We start from the raw sequence: 18674 nt of genomic DNA on the forward strand, positions 1-18674 counted from the left end.
GATCGTGCGTGTGCTCGGGTAGGGTCGTTGAGTGAGTGATGGGGTGAAACCCCATCCTACGCTTGCTACCTGCTGCGCCTATTCGGGACCCTTGATTTGTATGGGTTTTTCCTGTGCTATTTGCTTCTGCGCTTCTTTTTTGGCGGCTATTTCACCAAGCTTTTCGAAGCGCTTTTTTCTTCGCTCTCTTTCTACATACCATTCATCAAAAAGACTTTCGATCAACTCAATGAGAATCTGTGCTTCTTGTGGATCAACATCAATTATAGTATTGATGTCTTTTTCCATATGAGCGCCTATGTTGCCAATTTTCCTAACATGATCAATAGCTTCTACACTTTCCGCCGATACACCCTTGGGAGCCTTTTCGGCTTCAACTCTTTTTTGAAGTTCATTGATCTCGTCGACTAGACGACCTTTCCTAATCTCGCAAAAATCACGGATCATTCCTTGCAAGCATCGTCTTGCAAGAGTCGCGGAAGCTTTCGGGCTTAGGTCCCGAATTTCGCAAGCTTCGATATAGTCTTGGCGTAACGCAATCGGAATGAAATCAGGTTGGGGCTTAGCGGAATTGCGCGGTATAAGTCTTTCGTGAAGCATTGGGTCGGCTTCAGACGAAAAAAACCGTCCATCTAGTGCGTTGACACCATACTGTGAATATTTTTCCGCAGGTAATAAGCTAACGTCCACAGTCACTTTAAGACAATCAGGGTTTGAGCAGCAAATGGCTTGTCCCTCTAACCCGAAGAAGCCCCAAGCAGTTTCGCCAACGAGGAAATGAAAACGATCGGAGGAGATGCGTTCGCGTGTCACAGTTTGAGTTTGGCTACAGTAAGGACAGGTCCAATTGAATGACATTTGTACTCTCGTTTGGAATGTGATGGACCTAATTTCTAGGTAGATCAGCTACCTCGCAAACTTCTTATGCTTCAACCGCTTGGGCTCCAGCGCATCCGGTCCCAGACGGCGCTTTTTGTCCTCTTCGTAGTCCTCGAAGTTGCCCTCGAACCATTCCACGTGCGCGTCACCTTCGAACGCCAAGATGTGCGTGCAAATCCGGTCGAGGAAGAAGCGGTCGTGGGAGATGACGACGGCGCAGCCGGCGAAGTCGACCAGCGCGTCTTCCAGTGCGCGTAGGGTTTCGACGTCGAGGTCGTTGGTCGGTTCGTCGAGCAGCAGGACGTTACCGCCCTCTTTCAGCAGGCGGGCCATGTGGACGCGGTTGCGCTCACCACCTGACAGCAGCGAGACCTTTTTCTGCTGGTCGCCGCCCTTGAAGTTGAAGGACGAGCAATAGGCGCGGGAATTGACCTGCGCGTCGCCCAGCTGGATGATCTCGGCGCCGCCGGTGATTGCCTCCCACACGGTATCGCCATCCTTAAGGTCGTCGCGGGACTGGTCGACATAAGACAGTTCGACCGTGTCGCCCAGCGTGATGGTGCCACTGTCGGGCTGTTCCTGACCGGTGAGCATCTTGAACAGGGTCGATTTACCGGCACCGTTGGGGCCGATGACGCCGACGATGCCGCCGGGGGGCAGGGCGAAGTCCAGCCCTTCGATCAGTTGCTTGTCGCCCATGTGTTTCGACAGGCCCTCGACCTCGATCACCTTGCCACCAAGGCGCTGGCCGTTGGGTATTACGATCTGGGCGCGGGTCAGCTTTTCGCGTTCGGACTGTTCGGCCAACTCGTTGTAGGCGTTGATCCGGGCCTTGGATTTGGCCTGGCGGGCCTTCTGGCCCTGACGCATCCATTCCAACTCGCGTTGCAGGGTCTTCTGCTTGGACTTGTCTTCGCGGGCTTCCTGCTCCAGCCGTTTGGCCTTTTGTTCCAGCCATGCGGAGTAGTTGCCCTCGTACGGAATGCCACGGCCGCGGTCGAGTTCGAGGATCCAGCCAGTGATGTCATCCAGGAAATAACGGTCGTGGGTGACGATCAGGATGGTGCCCTTGTAGTCGATCAGGTGCTGTTGCAGCCAGGCGATGGTCTCGGCGTCCAGGTGGTTGGTCGGTTCGTCGAGCAGAAGCATGTCGGGTGCTTCCAGCAGCAGCTTGCACAGCGCCACGCGGCGTTTCTCACCCCCCGAGAGGTTGGCGATGTTGGCATCGTCCGGCGGGCAGCGCAGCGCCTCCATCGAGACGTCGATCTGGCTGTCGAGGTCCCACAGGTTTTCCGCGTCGATCGCGTCCTGGAGGGTGGTCATCTCTTCCATCAACTCGTCCGAGTAATTCTCAGCGATCTCCATGGCGATCTCGTTGAAGCGGTCGACCTTGGCCTTTTTCGCGGACACGCCCAGCATGACATTTTCGCGGACGGTCAGGGATTCATCCAGCTGCGGTTCCTGTGGCAGATAGCCCACCTTGGCGCCTTCAGCCGCCCATGCCTCACCGGTGAAATCCGTATCAAGGCCGGCCATGATCTTCATCAGTGTCGATTTACCCGCGCCGTTGACGCCGACGACACCGATTTTCACGCCGGGCAGAAAGCTCAGGTGGATGTTTTCAAAGCACTTCTTGCCTCCGGGATAGGTCTTTGAGACACCCTGCATGTGGTAGACATATTGATAGGCGGCCATGTCGCGTCCTCTGGGTCGGGGAAATTGGGTTGAAACGCTTGATATCCAAGCGGAGCGGGCGGGGCAAGCTGGTGGTTTCGTGATTTTTTGCTGAGACCTTGGGCAGGCTAGAGTGGCTTCGGTTTGAGAGGCGCGTGAGATGTCAGAACTTGCGGAATTGATTGCTGGGTGGGCAAAGCCCGGTCGGGTCGATTGGATCGGAGTGCGTCCAGCCCGGCGGGCGGAGATCGTCACCTTGGGCGACGCTAGGATTTCCGCCGATGGTTTAGATGGAGATCGCAGTCGCACGGGCAAGAGAGCGGTGACTTTGATCCAACAGGAGCATTTGGCGGCGATTGGCTCGTACCTTGGACAAGGGCCGATCGCGCCAGAGATATTGCGGCGCAATCTGGTGGTTTCAGGGATTAACCTCTCCGCGCTCAAAGGACGCGAGGTGCAGGTGGGTGAGGCGATTTTGCGCTTTACCGTGATCTGTGCGCCCTGGAGCCGGATGGAGGAAGCGCTGGGAAAAGGCGGCTATTCTGCCGTGCGTGGGCACGGCGGGTGGTGTGCCGAAGTGGTGCGCCCTGGACGCGTTCGGGTGGGCGATACGGTGCAACCGATTGATTGACAAGCTGCTTCAGTTCTGAACAACAGCAAAGGATGTTGCGCAGCCAGATACCATATGCTCGGCCCGGACAGGTCATTGGGCTGTTCGGGGGGTCCTTTGATCCTCCGCATCAAGGTCATGTGCATGTCAGCCTTGAGGCGATGAAGGCTTTCGGTTTGGATCGTGTGTGGTGGCTGGTTTCTCCGGGTAACCCTCTGAAACAGCAAGGGCCTGCGCCTTTGCCGCGTCGGTTAGAGGCCGCGCGGGCGGTGATGCAGCACCCTCGGGTGGACGTTACGGATATCGAGGCGCTGACGGGTACGCGGGCGACTGCGGATACTCTGGCGGTCCTCCGGCGGCTTTATCCTCAAGTTCGGTTCGTCTGGATCATGGGGGCCGACAATCTGGCGCAGTTTCACCAATGGAAGGACTGGCGGCTGATCATGGACAGCGTCCCCGTGGGCGTTGTGGCGCGACCGGGGGATCGAATTTCCGCGCGGATGTCGCCAGCGGCGCGGGTCTACGCACCCTACAGAATTGACGGGCAGGCGCGGCATCTATTGGGACGCGCGCAGGCGCCGGCATGGTGTTTCGTGAACGTGCCGATGGTCAATCTCAGTTCAACTGAACTTCGCAATCGCGGCATCTGGGCAAACGGAGTGTTGCCCGAATAGCCACATTGCCTGCATATTCTCATGCAATGGTTGTCCAAATTTCATCTCTGGGATTTTAATTGACCCATGGTTGATCGTATTTCACGCCGTTTGTTTCTGGCAGGGTTGAGCGCAGCTGCGATCCCTGCGGCTGCCTTTGCGCAGGCGCCTTTGGTATCCTTGCGGCCTCAGGCCCGTGGACCTCAGCTGACCGGGGCCGAGCGGTTCGTTCGCGCAGCCGGGCTGCGGGGCGATGTGATCTTTGCAGTGGCAGATGTTGAGACGGGCACCCAGCTTGAGGCGCTGGGGGGTGAGGCCAGGTTGCCTCCGGCCAGTGTGGGCAAGGCGCTGACCGCGCTCTATGCGTTGGACGTTCTGGGGCCAGATCATCGCTTTGAGACCAAGCTTCTGGCGGATGGGACAATTGAGAATGGCATTCTAAAAGGCGATTTGATCCTTGTCGGTGGCGGAGACCCTCTGCTGGATACAGATGCATTGGCAAGCATGGCAGCCAATCTGCGCGAGGCCGGGGTTACAGAGGTGCGCGGGGCGTTCAAAGTCTATGGCGGAGCCTTGCCCTACGTGTTCAGCATCGACCCTGGGCAGCCAGATCATCTGGGCTATAGTCCGGCGATCAGTGGAATTTCTTTGAACTTCAACCGCGTTCATTTCGAATGGAAGCGGGCCGGGACGAATTACAACGTCACGATGGATGCGCGCAGCGCCAAGTACCGTCCGGATGTCGATATGGCTGTGATGCGGGTGGAACCGCGCAGCCTGCCGATCTACACCTATCAACCCAGCGCACGTCAGGACCGCTGGACCGTGGCCAAAGGCGCGCTGGGCAATGGCGGTGCACGTTGGTTGCCTGTTCGAAAACCGGCACTTTATGCGGGCGATGTGTTTCGCACGCTTGCCCGCTCAAACGGGGTTGTTCTTGGTCGGGTGCAAGTCACTCAGGAAACCCCGAAAGGCACTGCGTTGGTTGTGCATCAGAGTGACCGGTTGGAGAGTATCCTGCGCGGGATGTTGAAATACTCGACCAATTTGACGGCAGAAATGGTTGGTATGGCGGCTACGAAAGCACGCGGGGTCAGGCCGAGTGACCTGGCGGACTCGGCGGCAGAGATGAACCGCTGGGCGGCTGAGACCTATGGGGCCAACCAAATCGCCATGGTGGATCACTCTGGTCTGGGTGATGCGTCCCGCATGCCTCCGGGTGATCTGGTGAAGGCGCTTGTTGCGGCGCGCAAAACCGGGGCGCTGCGGCCCCTGCTCAAGCCTTTTACGCTGACCGATAGTCAGGGTCGCGCGGTCAAGGATCACCCCATCAAGGTGAATGCAAAAACCGGAACGCTGAACTTCGTCTCGGGTCTTGGCGGCTTTCTGACTACGGCCGACGGGTCCGAACTGGCCTTTGCGATCTTTACGGCAGATGTGGACCACCGCGCCACGATCCCGCGTGAACAACGCGAGCGACCAGAAGGCGCTCGCAGTTGGAACCGACGGTCGCGCAAGCTTCAGCGGGCTTTGATTGAGCGCTGGGGGTCTCTTTACGGCAGTTGAACCTAAATCGTGTGGCGCGCGCGGGCACCGCGTTCGATCGCGGCAGCGTGCAGGCGGTCGATGTTTAGCTCATAGCGGATTTCTTCCAGCAAACGTAGCTCGGTCTCGGCCAGCGAACCGTCTGCGGCGGCTACGTCGCAGGCCAGCGCATAGGCGGTTTCATTCAGGCGTTCGGGCAGGTTTTCTCGGATCAGTCCGAACAGGGCATCCAACCCATCTTCCTGCTCGAACAGGTCGAACACGATTTGCGAAACCCGGCGGGTGCGGTCGATGTCATAACCCGCAAAAACAGGCAGCATATTCACCGCGCCTTCGATCTTGACCAGTTCGGCGGTGCGGATCGTCTCATCCGACGCCGAGATCGCGACCATGATCGCCACAAGGCAATCTTGCGGAGACATCGGGTGTGGTACTTGATCGGTCATTGGGTCGTCCTGAGTCATTTGCTGCCGTCGCACGATAGGAGGGCTGGCGGGCAGGTTCAACGGCTTTTGCTGGCGAGGGTCAGAGAATTGGCAATGGCCCCCGGGTTTTGGTTTGGCGCAACACGAAGTTGCTACGGGTGTCACGTACCAGGCCGGACTTCAAAAGGCGCTGCATGATGAAAAGCTCAAGATCTTCGGGCGATTTGGCATAGACCTTGAGGAGGAAGTCATGATCTCCGGTAATCGACGCGCATTCCACGATCTGAGGTTCTGTCTCAACCAGACGGAGGAAGGCGTTGATGCTGTCTTCCTGATGGCTCTGCAATGCGACGTGGATATAGGCAATGGCGTTCAGTCCGACAGACTTGGCGCGGACCTGCGCAGTGTAGCCCGATACAACGCCTGAGGCCTCAAGATCCCGCACCCGACGCCAGCATTGCGAGGCAGACAGGCCCGTGCGGTCTGCAAGCTCCTGCATCGATAGTCGGCCATCGGTTTGCAGCTGTTGCAGGATGGCCAGATCAGCAGGTTGAAATGTTTGTGTCAATTTCTCTCCAGACGCAAAATGAATACTTCAACTTTAGTCGATTTCTCCATCCAGAGAAACTGAATTCGCCTTCTCCCTTGAATAGAATGTCTGCGAAGGGGAGGAGAAGATGCCGAAAACAACGAAATACCGCGCTAAAATCGCCGATGCGAAGGGTCATATCGCGTATACGGCTGAAGAGGATGCAGTTTGGGCCGATCTCTATGCGGCGCAGCAGGACAACGTGCAGAAATACATGGCGCGTGACTATCTCGACGGCCTGAAACGGTTGGAGTTGCCGAAGACCCGTGTGCCCTCCTGCACGGATATCTCGGAACGTTTGTTGGACCTAACTGGATGGCGGGTTCAGCCTGTGCCGGCTCTGATCGGGTTCGAGACCTTCTTCGGGATGCTGGCTGACAGGGTGTTTCCGGCAGCGTCCTTCATCCGCTCACGCGAGGATTTCGACTATATTGAAGAGCCGGACATCTTTCACGAGATCTTTGGGCATACGCCCTTGCTCAGCGATCCCAGATTTGCGGCGTTCAGTCAGGCCATCGGCAAGGCCGGGGTGCAGGCTGGGCCGAAGGACTATGCTTGGCTGATCCGGCTCTATTGGTTCTCGGTCGAGTTCGGGTTACGATGGCAAGATGGTGAAATCAAAGCGCTGGGTTCGGGTCTGGCGTCCTCGCCTACTGAACTTGTCTATGCGGTCGAAAGTGATATGCCGGACCGGGACCCGTTCGACGTGCTGACGATCCTGCGTACTCCATACCGGATCGACATGCACCAGATGGGCTACTTTGTTCTGCAAGACCCCGAGGCGCTGTTCGCCGCGGCCGACAGGGACCTGTTGGCAGATGTAAGACAGGCGCAGTCGCTCGGTCTATTGCCCAACAAGTTCCCACCCAAAGCAACAGCAGCGGAGTGATCGAAAATGACCACAACAGGACAAACCTGCAACCTGTCAGACCGTACGTGCGTACCTTGTTCCGGCGGCATTCCCGCCCTGACGGCAGACGAGGCAAGCGCTCATTTGGGCGAGCTTTCATCGGACTGGGCACTGAATGCCGGGTCGACCGAGCTAAGCCGCCACTTCGCGTTCAAGGGTTTCGCTAAGGCGACATATCTGGCCAATCTCTGTGCATGGCTGGCGGAGCAGCAGGGCCACCATCCCGATATCTCATTCGGCTGGGGCTATGTGGATGTCAGGCTTACGACCCATGAAATCGGCGGGCTCAGCGAGAATGACTTTATCTGGGCGGCGAAACTGGACCAGTTGACCGGTTAAATCGGACTAGATCCGCGGAAAAACCCCGTGCTTTTATTGACTCATGCTGCACCGTCACAATAGGAGGGGCCGGTCGGTTGCAAAGGGCGATCGGCGCTGTTTTTCCCGATGGAGCAAATCTGATGTCTGAACTGCGTGAAACCGCAATGTCGTCCAAGGCCTGGCCTTTCGAAGAGGCGCGCCGGTTGCTCAAACGCTATCAGAAGAACGCTCCGGAGAAGGGGTTTGTGCTGTTCGAGACGGGCTATGGCCCCTCGGGCCTGCCGCATATCGGCACCTTTGGGGAGGTCGCGCGAACCACGATGGTCAAGCGCGCGTTTGAGGCGCTGTCGGATATCCCAACCAAGCTGATCTGTTTTTCGGACGATCTGGACGGTATGCGAAAAGTGCCCAGCAACGTGCCGAACCCGGAGATTCTGGAGCAGCACCTGCAGCGTCCGCTGACTTCGGTGCCCGATCCATTCGGTGAATACGAAAGCTTTGGGGCGCACAACAACGCTATGCTACGCCGGTTCCTCGACACCTTTGGATTCGAGTATGAGTTCTATTCGGCCAAGGAATTCTACGAGTCCGGACAGTTTGACGAGATCCTAAAGCGTGCTGTCGAACGCTACGATGAGATCATGGCGATCATGCTGAAAAGTCTCCGCGAAGAACGGCAGCAAACTTATTCGATCTTCCTGCCTCTGCATCCCGAAAGCGGGCGGGTGATGTATGTGCCGATGAAGAAGGTCTGCGCCGAGACCTACACCGTGACCTTTGACGATGAGACGGGCAAGGAATGGACCGTTCCCGTCACAGGCGGCAACGTCAAGCTGCAGTGGAAGCCGGACTTTGGCGCGCGCTGGGCTGCATTGGGCGTCGATTTCGAGATGTACGGCAAGGAACACGCCACCAACGAAAAGATCTATGACGCGATCTGCCGTGCTTTGGGTGGTCGTGCGCCTGAGCATTTCTCGTATGAGCTGTTTCTGGATGAAAATGGCCAGAAAATCTCGAAATCGTCGGGCAATGGCGTGTCGATAGACGAATGGCTGACCTATGCGCCTACGGAGAGCCTGTCTTATTTCATGTATCAAAAGCCCAAGACGGCCAAGCGGATGCATTTCGACGTTATTCCGAAAGCCTATGATGAATATCACCAGCAGCTGCGGGCCTATCCGGGGCAGGATCTGAAGGCGCAGTTGAACAACCCGGTCTGGCATATTCATGGCGGAGATGTCCCGGAATCGAGCCTGATCGTTCCATTTGCCATGTTGCTGAACCTTGCGTCGGTTTCCGGGGCCGAGGACAAAGAGGCGCTGTGGGGCTTCATCCGCCGTTATGCGCCTGAGGCGACGGCAGAAAGCCACCCCGATCTGGATCAGGCGGCGGGTTTTGCCGTGCGCTACTTCAACGATTTCGTCAAACCAATGCGCAAGCACCGCGCCCCGACGGAGCAAGAGCGCGAGGCGCTGGAGGCTCTGAAAGCCGCGCTTGAGGCATATGACGGCCCGACCGAGGATGAGGCGCTGCAATCGGTGGTCTATTCCATAGGGCGTGAGCGGTTTGACCCGATGCGTGGCTGGTTCACCGCCCTCTACGAGGTACTTTTGGGTGCCTCGCAAGGCCCGCGTTTTGGTGGCTTCATTGCCCTCTATGGCGTGCCGGAAACGATCGCGCTGATCGATAAGGCCTTGGCCGGAGAGCTGGTCTGATTTGACCTGATCCCGCATGGGGCTACCGTTCCGACAGGAGGTAGCCCTATGCGTAGTTTACTGCTTGCCCTGTCCCTGAGCGCCGGTTTGGCCTCGGGTGCGTTTGCCCAAAGCGCCGAGATCGAGGCCAATATCGCGGCCCAGATCCAGGCCTTCAAGGCGAATGATTTCGCCACGGCCTTTACCTTTGCCAGCCCCAATATTCAGCGTCTTTTCGGAAACCCGGACAATTTCGGAGCGATGGTACGCAATGGCTATCCCATGGTCTGGCGTCCCTCTGACGTGCGATTTCTGGAACTGCGCGAGGTCGCAGGCGCGTTGTGGCAGAAGGTCATGATCACCGATGGCGATGGTGCGGTTCACATTCTCGACTATCAGATGATCCAGCAGGAGAATGTCTGGAAGATCAACGGCGTGCAGCTACTTGGGCGCGCCGACCCCGCGGCCTGATGCAACACCACCGTCACGGTCGCATGAGTGGCGGTTAATCCCTTTTGGATACTCAGATCGTCGCGTTCGGGATGGACCTGAACACGGCGTTTGAACGTGCAGCCATTGGGCCGCGCGACGAGGAAAGGGATTTCTATGAACAAGGCAATCACCGACGGCATTGTGTTCATGCCGCCTGCTTTCGAAAACGGTCTGGGCGTGTGGTCTGTGGGCGATGGCACGCCGGGCTCTCCGACCTATGATGGCTCGGGCACCGGGGCGTTTGTGCCGTCGGATGCGGATTTTGGCGGCTGTCTTGAGATCCTGAAGATCAATAACCCGCAACAGTTGCGTCATATGGGCCAGACCCAAATCCTGCCGGGGTGCTATTTGCAGATCAAGGCGCGGGTCAAGGCGATCAGTGGCCCTCTGCCCGAGGTGCGGATCGCTGCCTGGGCCGGCGCAGCAGGCGACACCCATCTGGCGGGCGTGGTCGAGCAAGGCCCAGCCACCCAGCTGACAAGCTATGGCGCAGTGACCGAGATTACCGCGATTGTGGGCACGGGTCAGCGTCCGGGCGTGGACATGGCGTGGGGCGTCAGGGCGCTCTACGGTCATTTCGGCATTGATGTTGAGGGCGCTAACGGGGCCGTCATCCGCGTCGATGATCTGGAGATCACGGATGTCACCGGCGTGTTCCTGCGTGAGATCATCAGCCGTGTGGACGTGCGCGACTATGGTGCGGTGGGCGACGGTATTGCTGACGACTCGGCCGCGTTCGAGGCAGCGGATCAGGCCGCTGGAGGCCGTCGCATTTTTGTACCCCAAGGCACCTATCGCCTGGCTGAGAACACCACCCTGTCCTCAGAGGTCGAGTTTGAAGGCACTGTGACGATGCCTGACGACAAGATGCTTCTGCTGCTGAAAAACTATGACCTGCCAGCATATATCGCCGCGTTCGGGAATGAAGAGCTGGCTTTCAAAAAAGCGTTTCAGGCATTGTTGAACAACTCGGACCATGAATCGCTGGATCTGGCCGGCCGCAAGATCGAAGTGACGGCCCCAATCGACATGTTTGCCGCTGTTCCCAACAAGCCGGGGTTTTCAACCCGTCGCGTCATCCGTAACGGTCAGTTCGATGTCAAAAGCAGTTCGGCTTGGGATACCGAGACCTTCACCTCGGTCGCGACCTATGACCCTGCGGATTCGACCCGTCTGACCAATGTGGCCAACGTCGCGAACATCCCCATCGGTTCGCTGGTTCAAGGCAGCGGCGTCGGGCGCGAGATCTACGTGCGCGGCAAGGATGAAAGCGCTGGTGAGTTGACGCTGAATGCGCCGTTGTATGATGCGGCAGGGACCCAGACCTTCACTTTTGTATCCTTCAAATACCTGCTGGATTTCGGTAATTTCGGAGTGCTGCGCAAGTTCGGGATGGAGCAGATCGAGTTCCAGTGCAACGGCCGTTGCAGCGCCATTCGTCTGGCACCTGCGGGAAGCACATTCTCATTGTCGGATTGTTTCATCAGCCGTCCGCTGGATCGCGGCATCACCTCGATTGGAACGGGCTGCAAGGGTATGCTGATCGACAATTGCCAGTTCCTGTCCTCGGAAGAGTCCTTCATTGTACCCGATCGCAAGTCGATCGCGCTGAACACCACCTCGAACGACGTGAAGATCCGCCACAACCGGGCGGTGCGCTTCAAGCACTTTGCGGTTATCGGCGGCGACAACAACATGATCCTTGGCAACCACTTTTTCCAGGGCGACAGTATCCCGCAAGGGGTGCGGACCGCAGGGCTGATCATGATCGGCACCTATAACAGCTCGACCATCGCCGAGAATTACGTGGACAATTGCTTTGTGCAGTGGACGAACGAGCGTGACACGACGCCCGCCTATGTTTCGGGCTATTCCTTCAGCGCCATGAGCATCACCGACAATATCTTCTATTCCAGCGAGGCGCCGCCCTGGTTCAGCTATATCGTGATCCGCCCGCACGGTCCGGGGCATTTTCTCAACGGGCTGGCGGTGACCGGCAACAAGTTCCGCTCTAACGGGACGGACCTAGAGCGTGCCGACCGGGTGGATACGTCTTTTGCGGATCTGGATGCGGATCAGCACATCAACGTCACGTTCAGAAACAACACCTATCACGGAATTGATGCCAAGGTGGAAAACCCGCTGCGGGTGCGACATAGCCAGAGCTCGGCCTCGCAGGTCTGGACCATCGACTCGGACGGTCGGTTGCCGTTTGGCTCCAAGGCTCGCAGTTGCGACGCAGTGGCGGTTCTGGGGCCGCTCAGAACGGCGCTTGGGTCGGTGCGCTATTCCTTTCCCTATGCCGATGTCGAACAGGGCAGCAATGGCGACGCTGTCCAACTGCGCTGGGCCGAAAGCCTGAGCGGCGATGTCTCGGTACAGATGCGTCTGGAAGAGTGACGATAGCAGCCAGTCGCCCCTGTATCGGGGCGGCTTCGCTTTGGGTGACAGGAAAGACAAGACGTTTGGGAATCCTGTGCTAGGCTGAGGGTAAGCCAAAGGAGGACTCAGATGCCGACCATAGCCAAAACCGCAAGCGTTCAGACCGTCATTACCACATTTGAGATGACACCCGGCACCTGTCAGGACCTGCTAGAGGCGCTGACGGATGCTTATTCCGACTTCATCTCAAAACAGCCCGGTTTTGTATCGGCCGGCCTGCATGTCAACGACGCCCAGACCCGTATTGCCAATTATTCGCAATGGGAACGGCGCGAGGATTTTCTTGCCATGCTGCGCACCCCGGAAATGCGTGACCGCAACCGCAAGATCAATGAACTGTGCAAGAGTTTTGAGCCGGTCATGTATGACGTGGCTGAGACATTCAATTGACGCAGGTCCGGTGTCCCGGTGTCAGATGTCTGTAGCTTCGACGCGGTAAGCTTTGCCAAACCCGCCGTTCAGCAACCCATCCTCAATCTCGAAGCGGACAAAGCTGAAATCGGCGAAATCTGCATAGAGTTTAGCCTTGGGGCGAAGTGACAGATACCTCTGGCGGAGGTTGTCATGATCCGCCGTTCCCCTTGCAACCAAACGAGCCGTCGCGTGCAAGGTCAGCCGAGGATGCGTCAGCGGATCCCCCTGAGGGCCGGGATCCCCAATCAGCAAGGCGCAGGCCGTGTTGTTCTGTAGCGCCCGGCTATGTTCCGACAGGCTTGAAATCAGCGAGATCGGCTGCCTCTCGGCATCTGTTGCAAGAGCAATCCGCGATACTGATGGCAAAGCGGTGCCAGGGCTCAGAACGGCGAGCGCGGCATGGGTCGCCTCATCCATCAATTCGCGGATCAGGCCCCGGACGGTGTCGTCCAGCGGTTGGTAGGGGTCTTTGTTTGGCATTTTGCCTCGCATTGGTAAGCGTGAGGGCAATCCTATCCGCTCTGATCTTTGTGTGCGAGCCGTGTTCTGCCTCGGCTTCGCCACAAATCCCCTGTATCGCGGTGGTATGATGTTTCGCAAATCCAAGTTGGACGAACCCTTGCCGACCAAACGTCAGCTCCGGGCCGAAGCTGCCCGGCGACGCGCGCTCTCTCCCGTGCGTATTCTGCTTATGGTTCTGTGCCTGCCGCTGACCGTCGCGTTGATTTCCTTCAACATGTTCGTGCGCCTTTCAGACTATGGTCGGGATGAAGCCATGGTGCACCTAATCGCGCTGGCCGGGTGCGATGCCTCTCGGGCCGTGGGGTTTGGGACGTTTTACGAAGGCTATGCGGGCTATCATCCGCGCAACGATCCCGACGGTGATGGAGTGGCCTGTGGACCGGATGTGGCGCAGCGTCAAACGGCCCCCTCGCCAAGTACGACCACGCCCCGTCAAACAACCGCCAACCAAAGGTCCTTGGGCAACGCCAAGTTCATCAAGCCCTAAAACCCGTGGGTTGAGGGCTGTCACATCCGCGACCGCTTGGCCTGTGACGCTGCGGGAATCTGCCAGTTCATGCTATGATGCCCCGCGTTGGTACCAGTTTGGTGCCTCCATCGGGCAATTTCGCCCAGCTTGGGAGGACAAAGATGTTTGCACGCGTAACTCAATTTAAAATGAAGCCCGGTACGCGCGAGGCGGCCACGGCGAAGATGAACGAATTGAAATCTGAAATCATGGGCATGCCCGGCATGCATTGTTTTACCAATGTGATGAACGAGGACGGCACCGGATATGTGATCTCGGTGGTCGAGAGCGAGAATATCTCGAACGCAAACGCCCCAAAAGTGGCCGAGCTTTGGGGGCATTTCGCTGATTTCATGGAAGCGCCGCCAACCCCGGCAGGCTTTGACGTGATTGCCCATTGGGACAAAGGCTGAACGCACGTTTGACCGGAGGCCGATCCGCGCCACTTCAGGCAGTGCTACGAGAGCAGCGACGCTGCGCAGGTGCGAAACTTGCGCACCTCTGGCGCGGCGCCTTCCAGTGAGAATTCACTCAGGTGGTCTTGCGTGAAGGCGTAGGCTGTTTGGTTGAACTCCAAGCCATCCAAGACGTTGCCAAAGCCGGTGTCTGAGACGAATAGGGACATCGCATCGTCCGACAGCTTGTGTCTTGGCGTTCCAATCTCAATCGGGTTTGGGCCTTCAAATCGCATGGCAAACCAAGGCGTTTGCGTCCAGCCTTCGGCGCGTCGCATGATTTCGAGGGTATAGAGCGGCTGCGCCGGATCGTAAGTGAGCCGGATCTCCTCTGCTTCGGTCTCGTGTGTCAACGTGCAGATCTCGCCAATCGTGGCGTTCCACGCATAGGCGGGGCTGCCGAGCAGCAGTGAGAGCAGGACAAAGCGCATAGCGAGGAACCTAGCCGCAGATTGCCCTTTGGCAAGTGTGTGACGGGCTAGCCTTTCATCGCATTCAACAAGTCCAGCAGCCGCATTCTGTCATCATCGTCAGCATAGTCACCGGTGGCCAGGCGCTGGGCAATGCTCAGGCGCAGGCGTTCCTGCTGAGTGCGGACATCTTCGCTGGCGGTTTCGGCCAATGTCTTCATAATCGCTGCCACGGCCTGTTTGCGATTGGTGCTGGGGCTGGCGATATAGTCAACAAGGCTTTGCTTACCAGAATCGAGGATGTTTTCGGCCAGATCACGCAGTTGCGCGCCATTGGGCAGCAACGGGGCAGAGGCGCCCTCGGGCGGCAGGATTTCCGGTACGCTACGCGGGGCCTCGGCGAGCGCATTCGCACCGTCGACAAAGGCCTCGGTGATCATCCGGGTGATCCTGATCGCGCGCGGGTCCTTGAACAGGGCCGAGGCGATGGCCACGCCGTAATCCGTATAGACCCACGGATTGACCCGCCGCCCGCCGCGGCCCTTGGGTTTTGAAATCACATTCTGTGATTGCAAATCGGCGACCTCGGCATCGGACAGCTGAAAGCGGTAGCCTTCAAACAGGTCCTTGTTGCGCGAGACGGCCTGATTGAACGCGCTGACGGATTTTCCGTAGAACTGCGCCAGATCCTCGGCCAGCACCACACGGGTGCCGCGCACCCGGTGAATGGCGCTTTGGACCTCATGCGTGCTGGGTAGGGTGTTCGTCATGGCAACCGTTTGGAATCACAATTTGTGATTTCAAACGTGGAGGAGGGTGGGACGAGGCGCAAGGGTGGAGCGCCGAAGTGCTGGTGAAAGGAAAATTTTACTTCATCCTATGATTGTAAGGTTGATCCGCAATCGATGGCTCTGTAATGCGAAACCATCATTAAATTCAGCAGTTTGCAGGGGTTCTGTTTTGCTCGATAAAGTTAAAATCTCGACTGGTGGTGAAGTATCACTTCAGGTGATTCAGGATGTCTACAATGACATTACTGGTAGAACTGAACGTCTAGGTCGGTATTTCTTCGACGCCCATCGAATAGAATTTTCAGACATTGAAAATTTACATCGCTCAATTGAAGCGCTCATGGAGCAGTACCATTGCATGGGGTCCAACTGCTCAATCACAGTTCGATACATCGACGATAAAACGGAGCGCGTTAGTAGCTTTCAAAAATTTGCCGCACAGGGCACAACAAGAAATGAGTGCGTAGAGGAGTTTGAACTTGAATATAACTTCCTAATTATTCTTCCCAAAACGAATGAAGCAAGACCCTACACACTTGAAGTGGGTCTGCGAAACACCATGGCACTTCCAAAGAAGATGGAAAATCTACAAGCATCAGATATACAAAGGAGAATATCATTTGAGTCTATGCGGCTAACAGGTCGAATGACCATCGAATACGTTGACTTGGCAGTTGCCAGAAGCATCGAAGCACAAGTCGAAGACTGATATTCCAGCCTTAGGAAGCAAAACGTTGGCAAAATGCACCTTGCAATTAAGAAAGCAGAGAAGGCAACTTCAATTGTTATTCAAGGCTTAGGCGCACTTGCGGTTTGTGGTGTTCTCCTTTTGCACTTCAATGAACAAAATTTTGATCTAAACTCTCTTTTTCGCGCAGGAATTGTCAGCCTATTTTGTATGATTTTGACCGTAGCTGTATCGCGTAGGCTTGGTTTCTATGCTGAAAGCCAGATAACGAGACTTATGCCTTTGTCGCTGATCCAGCTCACCCAAGCTGACGCGGAACTAGTCGCAAGGAATTCACACACCACTGGTAAAACGATAGGCAGAGTAAGCATTTCTGCATTTTGTACTGTTTTGATCGGACTGATTACTGCGTACTTAGCATCGATAGTAGGGCTTTAGGATGACTAGCGCTTCCTCCGCTTCACATTCCCACCCCGTTGTCCCGGCCTGCCAGCCGTTGACCGCCCGCGTGATTTCACTGCATCCTCGGACGCTTTCTCGACCGCCCATTGGCGCGCCATGGGGTCGTCGGCGACGGCGAGGTCGACCGCTTCCAGACGTTTGATCTCATCCCGGATATTGGCGGCCTCTTCGAATTCCAGGTTCTCGGCGGCTTTGCGCATCTTCTCGCGCAACCCGTCCAGATGGGCCTCCAAATTCGCGCCGTGCATCGGCTTGTCGATGGTGGCGGTGACGCGGTTCATGTCGACATCGCCTTCGTAGAGACCGGCGAGAACGTCCTCGACATTCTTCTTCACCGTCTCGGGCGTGATGCCGTGTTCCTCGTTATAGGCGATCTGCTTGGAGCGGCGGCGGTTGGTCTCGTTCAGGGCGCGCTCCATCGAGCCGGTGATCTTGTCGGCATACATGATCACGCGGCCATCGGCATTCCGCGCGGCGCGGCCGATGGTCTGGACCAGAGAGGTCTCGGAGCGCAGGAAGCCCTCTTTGTCGGCGTCTAGAATGGCGACCAGCCCGCATTCGGGAATGTCGAGGCCTTCGCGCAGCAGGTTGATGCCGACCAGCACGTCAAAGGCCCCCAGCCGCAGGTCGCGCAGGATTTCGATGCGTTCCAGCGTGTCGATATCCGAATGCATGTAGCGGACCTTGATGCCCTGTTCGTGTAGGTATTCGGTCAGGTCCTCGGCCATGCGTTTGGTCAGCGTGGTGACCAGCGTGCGGAAACCGTTGGCGGTGACTTTGCGCACCTCGTCCAGCAGGTCGTCCACCTGCATCGACACCGGGCGGATTTCGACCTCAGGGTCAAGAAGGCCCGTGGGGCGGATCACTTGTTCGGTGAAGACGCCGCCGGTCTGTTCGATCTCCCATTTCGCAGGCGTTGCCGAGACGAAGACGGATTGCGGGCGCATGGCGTCCCATTCCTCGAACTTGAGGGGTCGGTTGTCCATGCACGACGGCAGGCGGAACCCGTGTTCGGCCAGTGTGAATTTGCGCCGATAGTCGCCCCGGTACATGCCGCCGATCTGCGGGACCGAGACATGGGATTCGTCGGCAAAGACAATGGCGTTGTCGGGGATGAATTCAAACAGGGTTGGGGGCGGTTCACCCGGCGCGCGACCCGTGAGGTAGCGCGAATAGTTCTCGATCCCGTTGCAGACACCAGTAGCCTCGAGCATTTCCAGATCGAAATTGGTACGCTGCTCCAGACGTTGCGCTTCCAGCAGTTTGCCTTCGCCCACCAATTGGTCGAGCCGGATGCGGAGTTCCTTTTTGATGCTGATGATCGCCTGCTGCATCGTCGGTTTCGGTGTCACGTAGTGCGAGTTCGCATAGACCCGCACCTGTTCCATCGTGGCGGCGCGTTCGCCGGTCAGCGGGTCGAATTCTGTGATCTGTTCCAGTTCCTCGCCGAAGAACGACAGCTTCCAGGCGCGGTCCTCGAGGTGGGCGGGCCAGATCTCCAGCGAGTCACCCCGCACCCGGAAGGACCCGCGCTGAAACGCCTGATCGTTGCGGCGGTATTGCTGAGCTACGAGATCGGCCATGACCTGCCGTTGATCATATTCATTGCCGACCTTCAGATCCTGCGTCATCGCCCCGTAGGTTTCAACCGAGCCGATACCGTAGATGCACGAGACCGAGGCGACGATGATCACGTCGTCACGTTCCAAAAGCGCGCGGGTGGCTGAGTGGCGCATCCGGTCGATCTGTTCGTTGATCTGGGATTCTTTTTCTATGTAGGTGTCGCTGCGCGGCACATAGGCCTCGGGCTGGTAGTAATCGTAGTAAGACACGAAATACTCGACTGAGTTTTCAGGGAAGAAGCCCTTGAACTCGCCATATAGCTGCGCGGCCAGTGTCTTGTTGGGCGCAAGAATGATGGCGGGGCGCTGCGTTTCCTCAATCACTTTGGCCATGGTGAAGGTCTTGCCCGTTCCGGTCGCGCCCAGCAGAACCTGATCGCGCTCGCCATCCAGAACGCCGCCCGCCAGCTCTTTGATGGCCGTAGGCTGGTCCCCGGCGGGCGCAAAATCGGTGTGCATGACAAACGCCTTACCGCCCTCAAGCTTGAGGCGCGCGCGGACGTCTTCTGAGGTCAGCTGGGTCTTGTCGGAATGAGCATAGGCCATAGAGGGGGATTCCTTTCGCGCC

21 protein-coding genes are annotated in these 18674 nt (G+C 57.4%); 13 read left to right on the top strand and 8 right to left on the bottom strand.

The genetic code is table 11. The features are described from left to right. Nucleotides 1-78: 78 nt before the first annotated feature. Nucleotides 79-858 carry a DUF4145 domain-containing protein gene (locus ACRZ95_RS20070; protein WP_170678840.1) on the bottom strand — a complete coding sequence of 260 codons (780 nt, stop codon included), beginning with the start codon at nucleotides 856-858 and terminating at the stop codon, nucleotides 79-81. Between the two features lie 48 nt (nucleotides 859-906). Then, nucleotides 907-2574, bottom strand: coding sequence for an energy-dependent translational throttle protein EttA (gene ettA / locus ACRZ95_RS20075; protein ID WP_170678842.1), 1668 nt, complete (start codon nucleotides 2572-2574; stop codon nucleotides 907-909). Between the two features lie 139 nt (nucleotides 2575-2713). Here ettA and ACRZ95_RS20080 point away from each other — a divergent pair, with 139 nt between their 5' ends. The 3 genes from ACRZ95_RS20080 (at nucleotide 2714) to dacB (ending at nucleotide 5382) form a co-directional block, all read left to right on the top strand. After that, a complete protein-coding gene (locus tag ACRZ95_RS20080) occupies nucleotides 2714-3184 on the top strand; it encodes an MOSC domain-containing protein (RefSeq protein ID WP_170678844.1) in 471 nt (156 codons plus the stop codon). Nucleotides 3185-3216: 32 nt separating this feature from the next. Further along, complete coding sequence (locus tag ACRZ95_RS20085) at nucleotides 3217-3837, top strand: nicotinate-nucleotide adenylyltransferase (protein ID WP_170678854.1); 621 nt, start codon at nucleotides 3217-3219, stop codon at nucleotides 3835-3837. A gap of 66 nt (nucleotides 3838-3903) precedes the next feature. Further along, the gene (dacB, locus tag ACRZ95_RS20090) at nucleotides 3904-5382 is read left to right on the top strand and encodes a D-alanyl-D-alanine carboxypeptidase/D-alanyl-D-alanine endopeptidase (protein WP_170678862.1); all 1479 of its coding nucleotides are present in this window, start codon (nucleotides 3904-3906) and stop codon (nucleotides 5380-5382) included. Nucleotides 5383-5384: 2 nt separating this feature from the next. Here the strand turns inward: dacB and ACRZ95_RS20095 are convergent, their stop codons facing one another. Together ACRZ95_RS20095 and ACRZ95_RS20100 are read right to left on the bottom strand one after the other, a co-directional pair. Beyond that, nucleotides 5385-5807, bottom strand: coding sequence for a tellurite resistance TerB family protein (locus tag ACRZ95_RS20095; RefSeq protein WP_170378829.1), 423 nt, complete (start codon nucleotides 5805-5807; stop codon nucleotides 5385-5387). 79 nt (nucleotides 5808-5886) lie between these two features. Beyond that, on the bottom strand, nucleotides 5887-6378 hold the full coding sequence (locus ACRZ95_RS20100) for an Lrp/AsnC family transcriptional regulator (RefSeq protein ID WP_480555501.1): 492 nt from the start codon (nucleotides 6376-6378) through the stop codon (nucleotides 5887-5889). 85 nt (nucleotides 6379-6463) lie between these two features. Between ACRZ95_RS20100 and phhA the strand changes: the two genes are divergently transcribed. The 6 genes from phhA to ACRZ95_RS20130 all read left to right on the top strand — a co-directional run bounded on the left by phhA (nucleotide 6464) and on the right by ACRZ95_RS20130 (nucleotide 12624). Then, nucleotides 6464-7264 carry a phenylalanine 4-monooxygenase gene (phhA, locus tag ACRZ95_RS20105; RefSeq protein ID WP_170678864.1) on the top strand — a complete coding sequence of 267 codons (801 nt, stop codon included), beginning with the start codon at nucleotides 6464-6466 and terminating at the stop codon, nucleotides 7262-7264. Nucleotides 7265-7270: 6 nt separating this feature from the next. Further along, complete coding sequence (locus ACRZ95_RS20110) at nucleotides 7271-7624, top strand: 4a-hydroxytetrahydrobiopterin dehydratase (RefSeq protein WP_170678866.1); 354 nt, start codon at nucleotides 7271-7273, stop codon at nucleotides 7622-7624. Between the two features lie 122 nt (nucleotides 7625-7746). Then, nucleotides 7747-9321 carry a lysine--tRNA ligase gene (locus tag ACRZ95_RS20115; RefSeq protein WP_170678868.1) on the top strand — a complete coding sequence of 525 codons (1575 nt, stop codon included), beginning with the start codon at nucleotides 7747-7749 and terminating at the stop codon, nucleotides 9319-9321. 48 nt (nucleotides 9322-9369) lie between these two features. Next, a complete protein-coding gene (locus ACRZ95_RS20120) occupies nucleotides 9370-9771 on the top strand; it encodes a DUF4864 domain-containing protein (protein ID WP_170678870.1) in 402 nt (133 codons plus the stop codon). A gap of 135 nt (nucleotides 9772-9906) precedes the next feature. Beyond that, nucleotides 9907-12192: a glycosyl hydrolase family 28-related protein gene (locus ACRZ95_RS20125; RefSeq protein WP_170678872.1), complete on the top strand. Its 2286-nt coding sequence runs from the start codon at nucleotides 9907-9909 to the stop codon at nucleotides 12190-12192. 111 nt (nucleotides 12193-12303) lie between these two features. Beyond that, the gene (locus tag ACRZ95_RS20130) at nucleotides 12304-12624 is read left to right on the top strand and encodes an antibiotic biosynthesis monooxygenase family protein (protein ID WP_170378809.1); all 321 of its coding nucleotides are present in this window, start codon (nucleotides 12304-12306) and stop codon (nucleotides 12622-12624) included. Between the two features lie 21 nt (nucleotides 12625-12645). Here the strand turns inward: ACRZ95_RS20130 and ACRZ95_RS20135 are convergent, their stop codons facing one another. Continuing rightward, nucleotides 12646-13128 (bottom strand): pyridoxamine 5'-phosphate oxidase family protein, encoded by a 483-nt coding sequence (locus ACRZ95_RS20135; protein WP_170678874.1) that lies wholly within the window; start codon nucleotides 13126-13128, stop codon nucleotides 12646-12648. A gap of 109 nt (nucleotides 13129-13237) precedes the next feature. Here ACRZ95_RS20135 and ACRZ95_RS20140 point away from each other — a divergent pair, with 109 nt between their 5' ends. Together ACRZ95_RS20140 and ACRZ95_RS20145 are read left to right on the top strand one after the other, a co-directional pair. Next, nucleotides 13238-13657: an excalibur calcium-binding domain-containing protein gene (locus tag ACRZ95_RS20140; protein ID WP_480555482.1), complete on the top strand. Its 420-nt coding sequence runs from the start codon at nucleotides 13238-13240 to the stop codon at nucleotides 13655-13657. A 143-nt stretch (nucleotides 13658-13800) separates the two neighbouring features. Then, nucleotides 13801-14091 (top strand): hypothetical protein, encoded by a 291-nt coding sequence (locus tag ACRZ95_RS20145; RefSeq protein ID WP_170678876.1) that lies wholly within the window; start codon nucleotides 13801-13803, stop codon nucleotides 14089-14091. A gap of 44 nt (nucleotides 14092-14135) precedes the next feature. Here the strand turns inward: ACRZ95_RS20145 and ACRZ95_RS20150 are convergent, their stop codons facing one another. Beyond that, a complete protein-coding gene (locus ACRZ95_RS20150; protein ID WP_170678878.1) occupies nucleotides 14136-14564 on the bottom strand; it encodes a hypothetical protein in 429 nt (142 codons plus the stop codon). Nucleotides 14565-14611: 47 nt separating this feature from the next. Next, complete coding sequence (locus ACRZ95_RS20155) at nucleotides 14612-15313, bottom strand: ORF6N domain-containing protein (protein WP_170678880.1); 702 nt, start codon at nucleotides 15311-15313, stop codon at nucleotides 14612-14614. A gap of 190 nt (nucleotides 15314-15503) precedes the next feature. Here ACRZ95_RS20155 and ACRZ95_RS20160 point away from each other — a divergent pair, with 190 nt between their 5' ends. Together ACRZ95_RS20160 and ACRZ95_RS20165 are read left to right on the top strand one after the other, a co-directional pair. Next, nucleotides 15504-16043, top strand: a complete 540-nt coding sequence (locus ACRZ95_RS20160) for a hypothetical protein (protein WP_170678882.1) — start codon at nucleotides 15504-15506, stop codon at nucleotides 16041-16043. A 33-nt stretch (nucleotides 16044-16076) separates the two neighbouring features. Beyond that, nucleotides 16077-16460 (top strand): hypothetical protein, encoded by a 384-nt coding sequence (locus tag ACRZ95_RS20165; protein WP_170678884.1) that lies wholly within the window; start codon nucleotides 16077-16079, stop codon nucleotides 16458-16460. Between the two features lie 5 nt (nucleotides 16461-16465). On the opposite strand, the gene uvrB is transcribed toward ACRZ95_RS20165, so the two are convergent. After that, nucleotides 16466-18652, bottom strand: a complete 2187-nt coding sequence (gene uvrB / locus ACRZ95_RS20170; protein WP_170678886.1) for an excinuclease ABC subunit UvrB — start codon at nucleotides 18650-18652, stop codon at nucleotides 16466-16468. Between the last annotated feature and the right edge of the window lie 22 nt (nucleotides 18653-18674).

The organism is Ruegeria sp. AI3 (genome assembly GCF_056541245.1).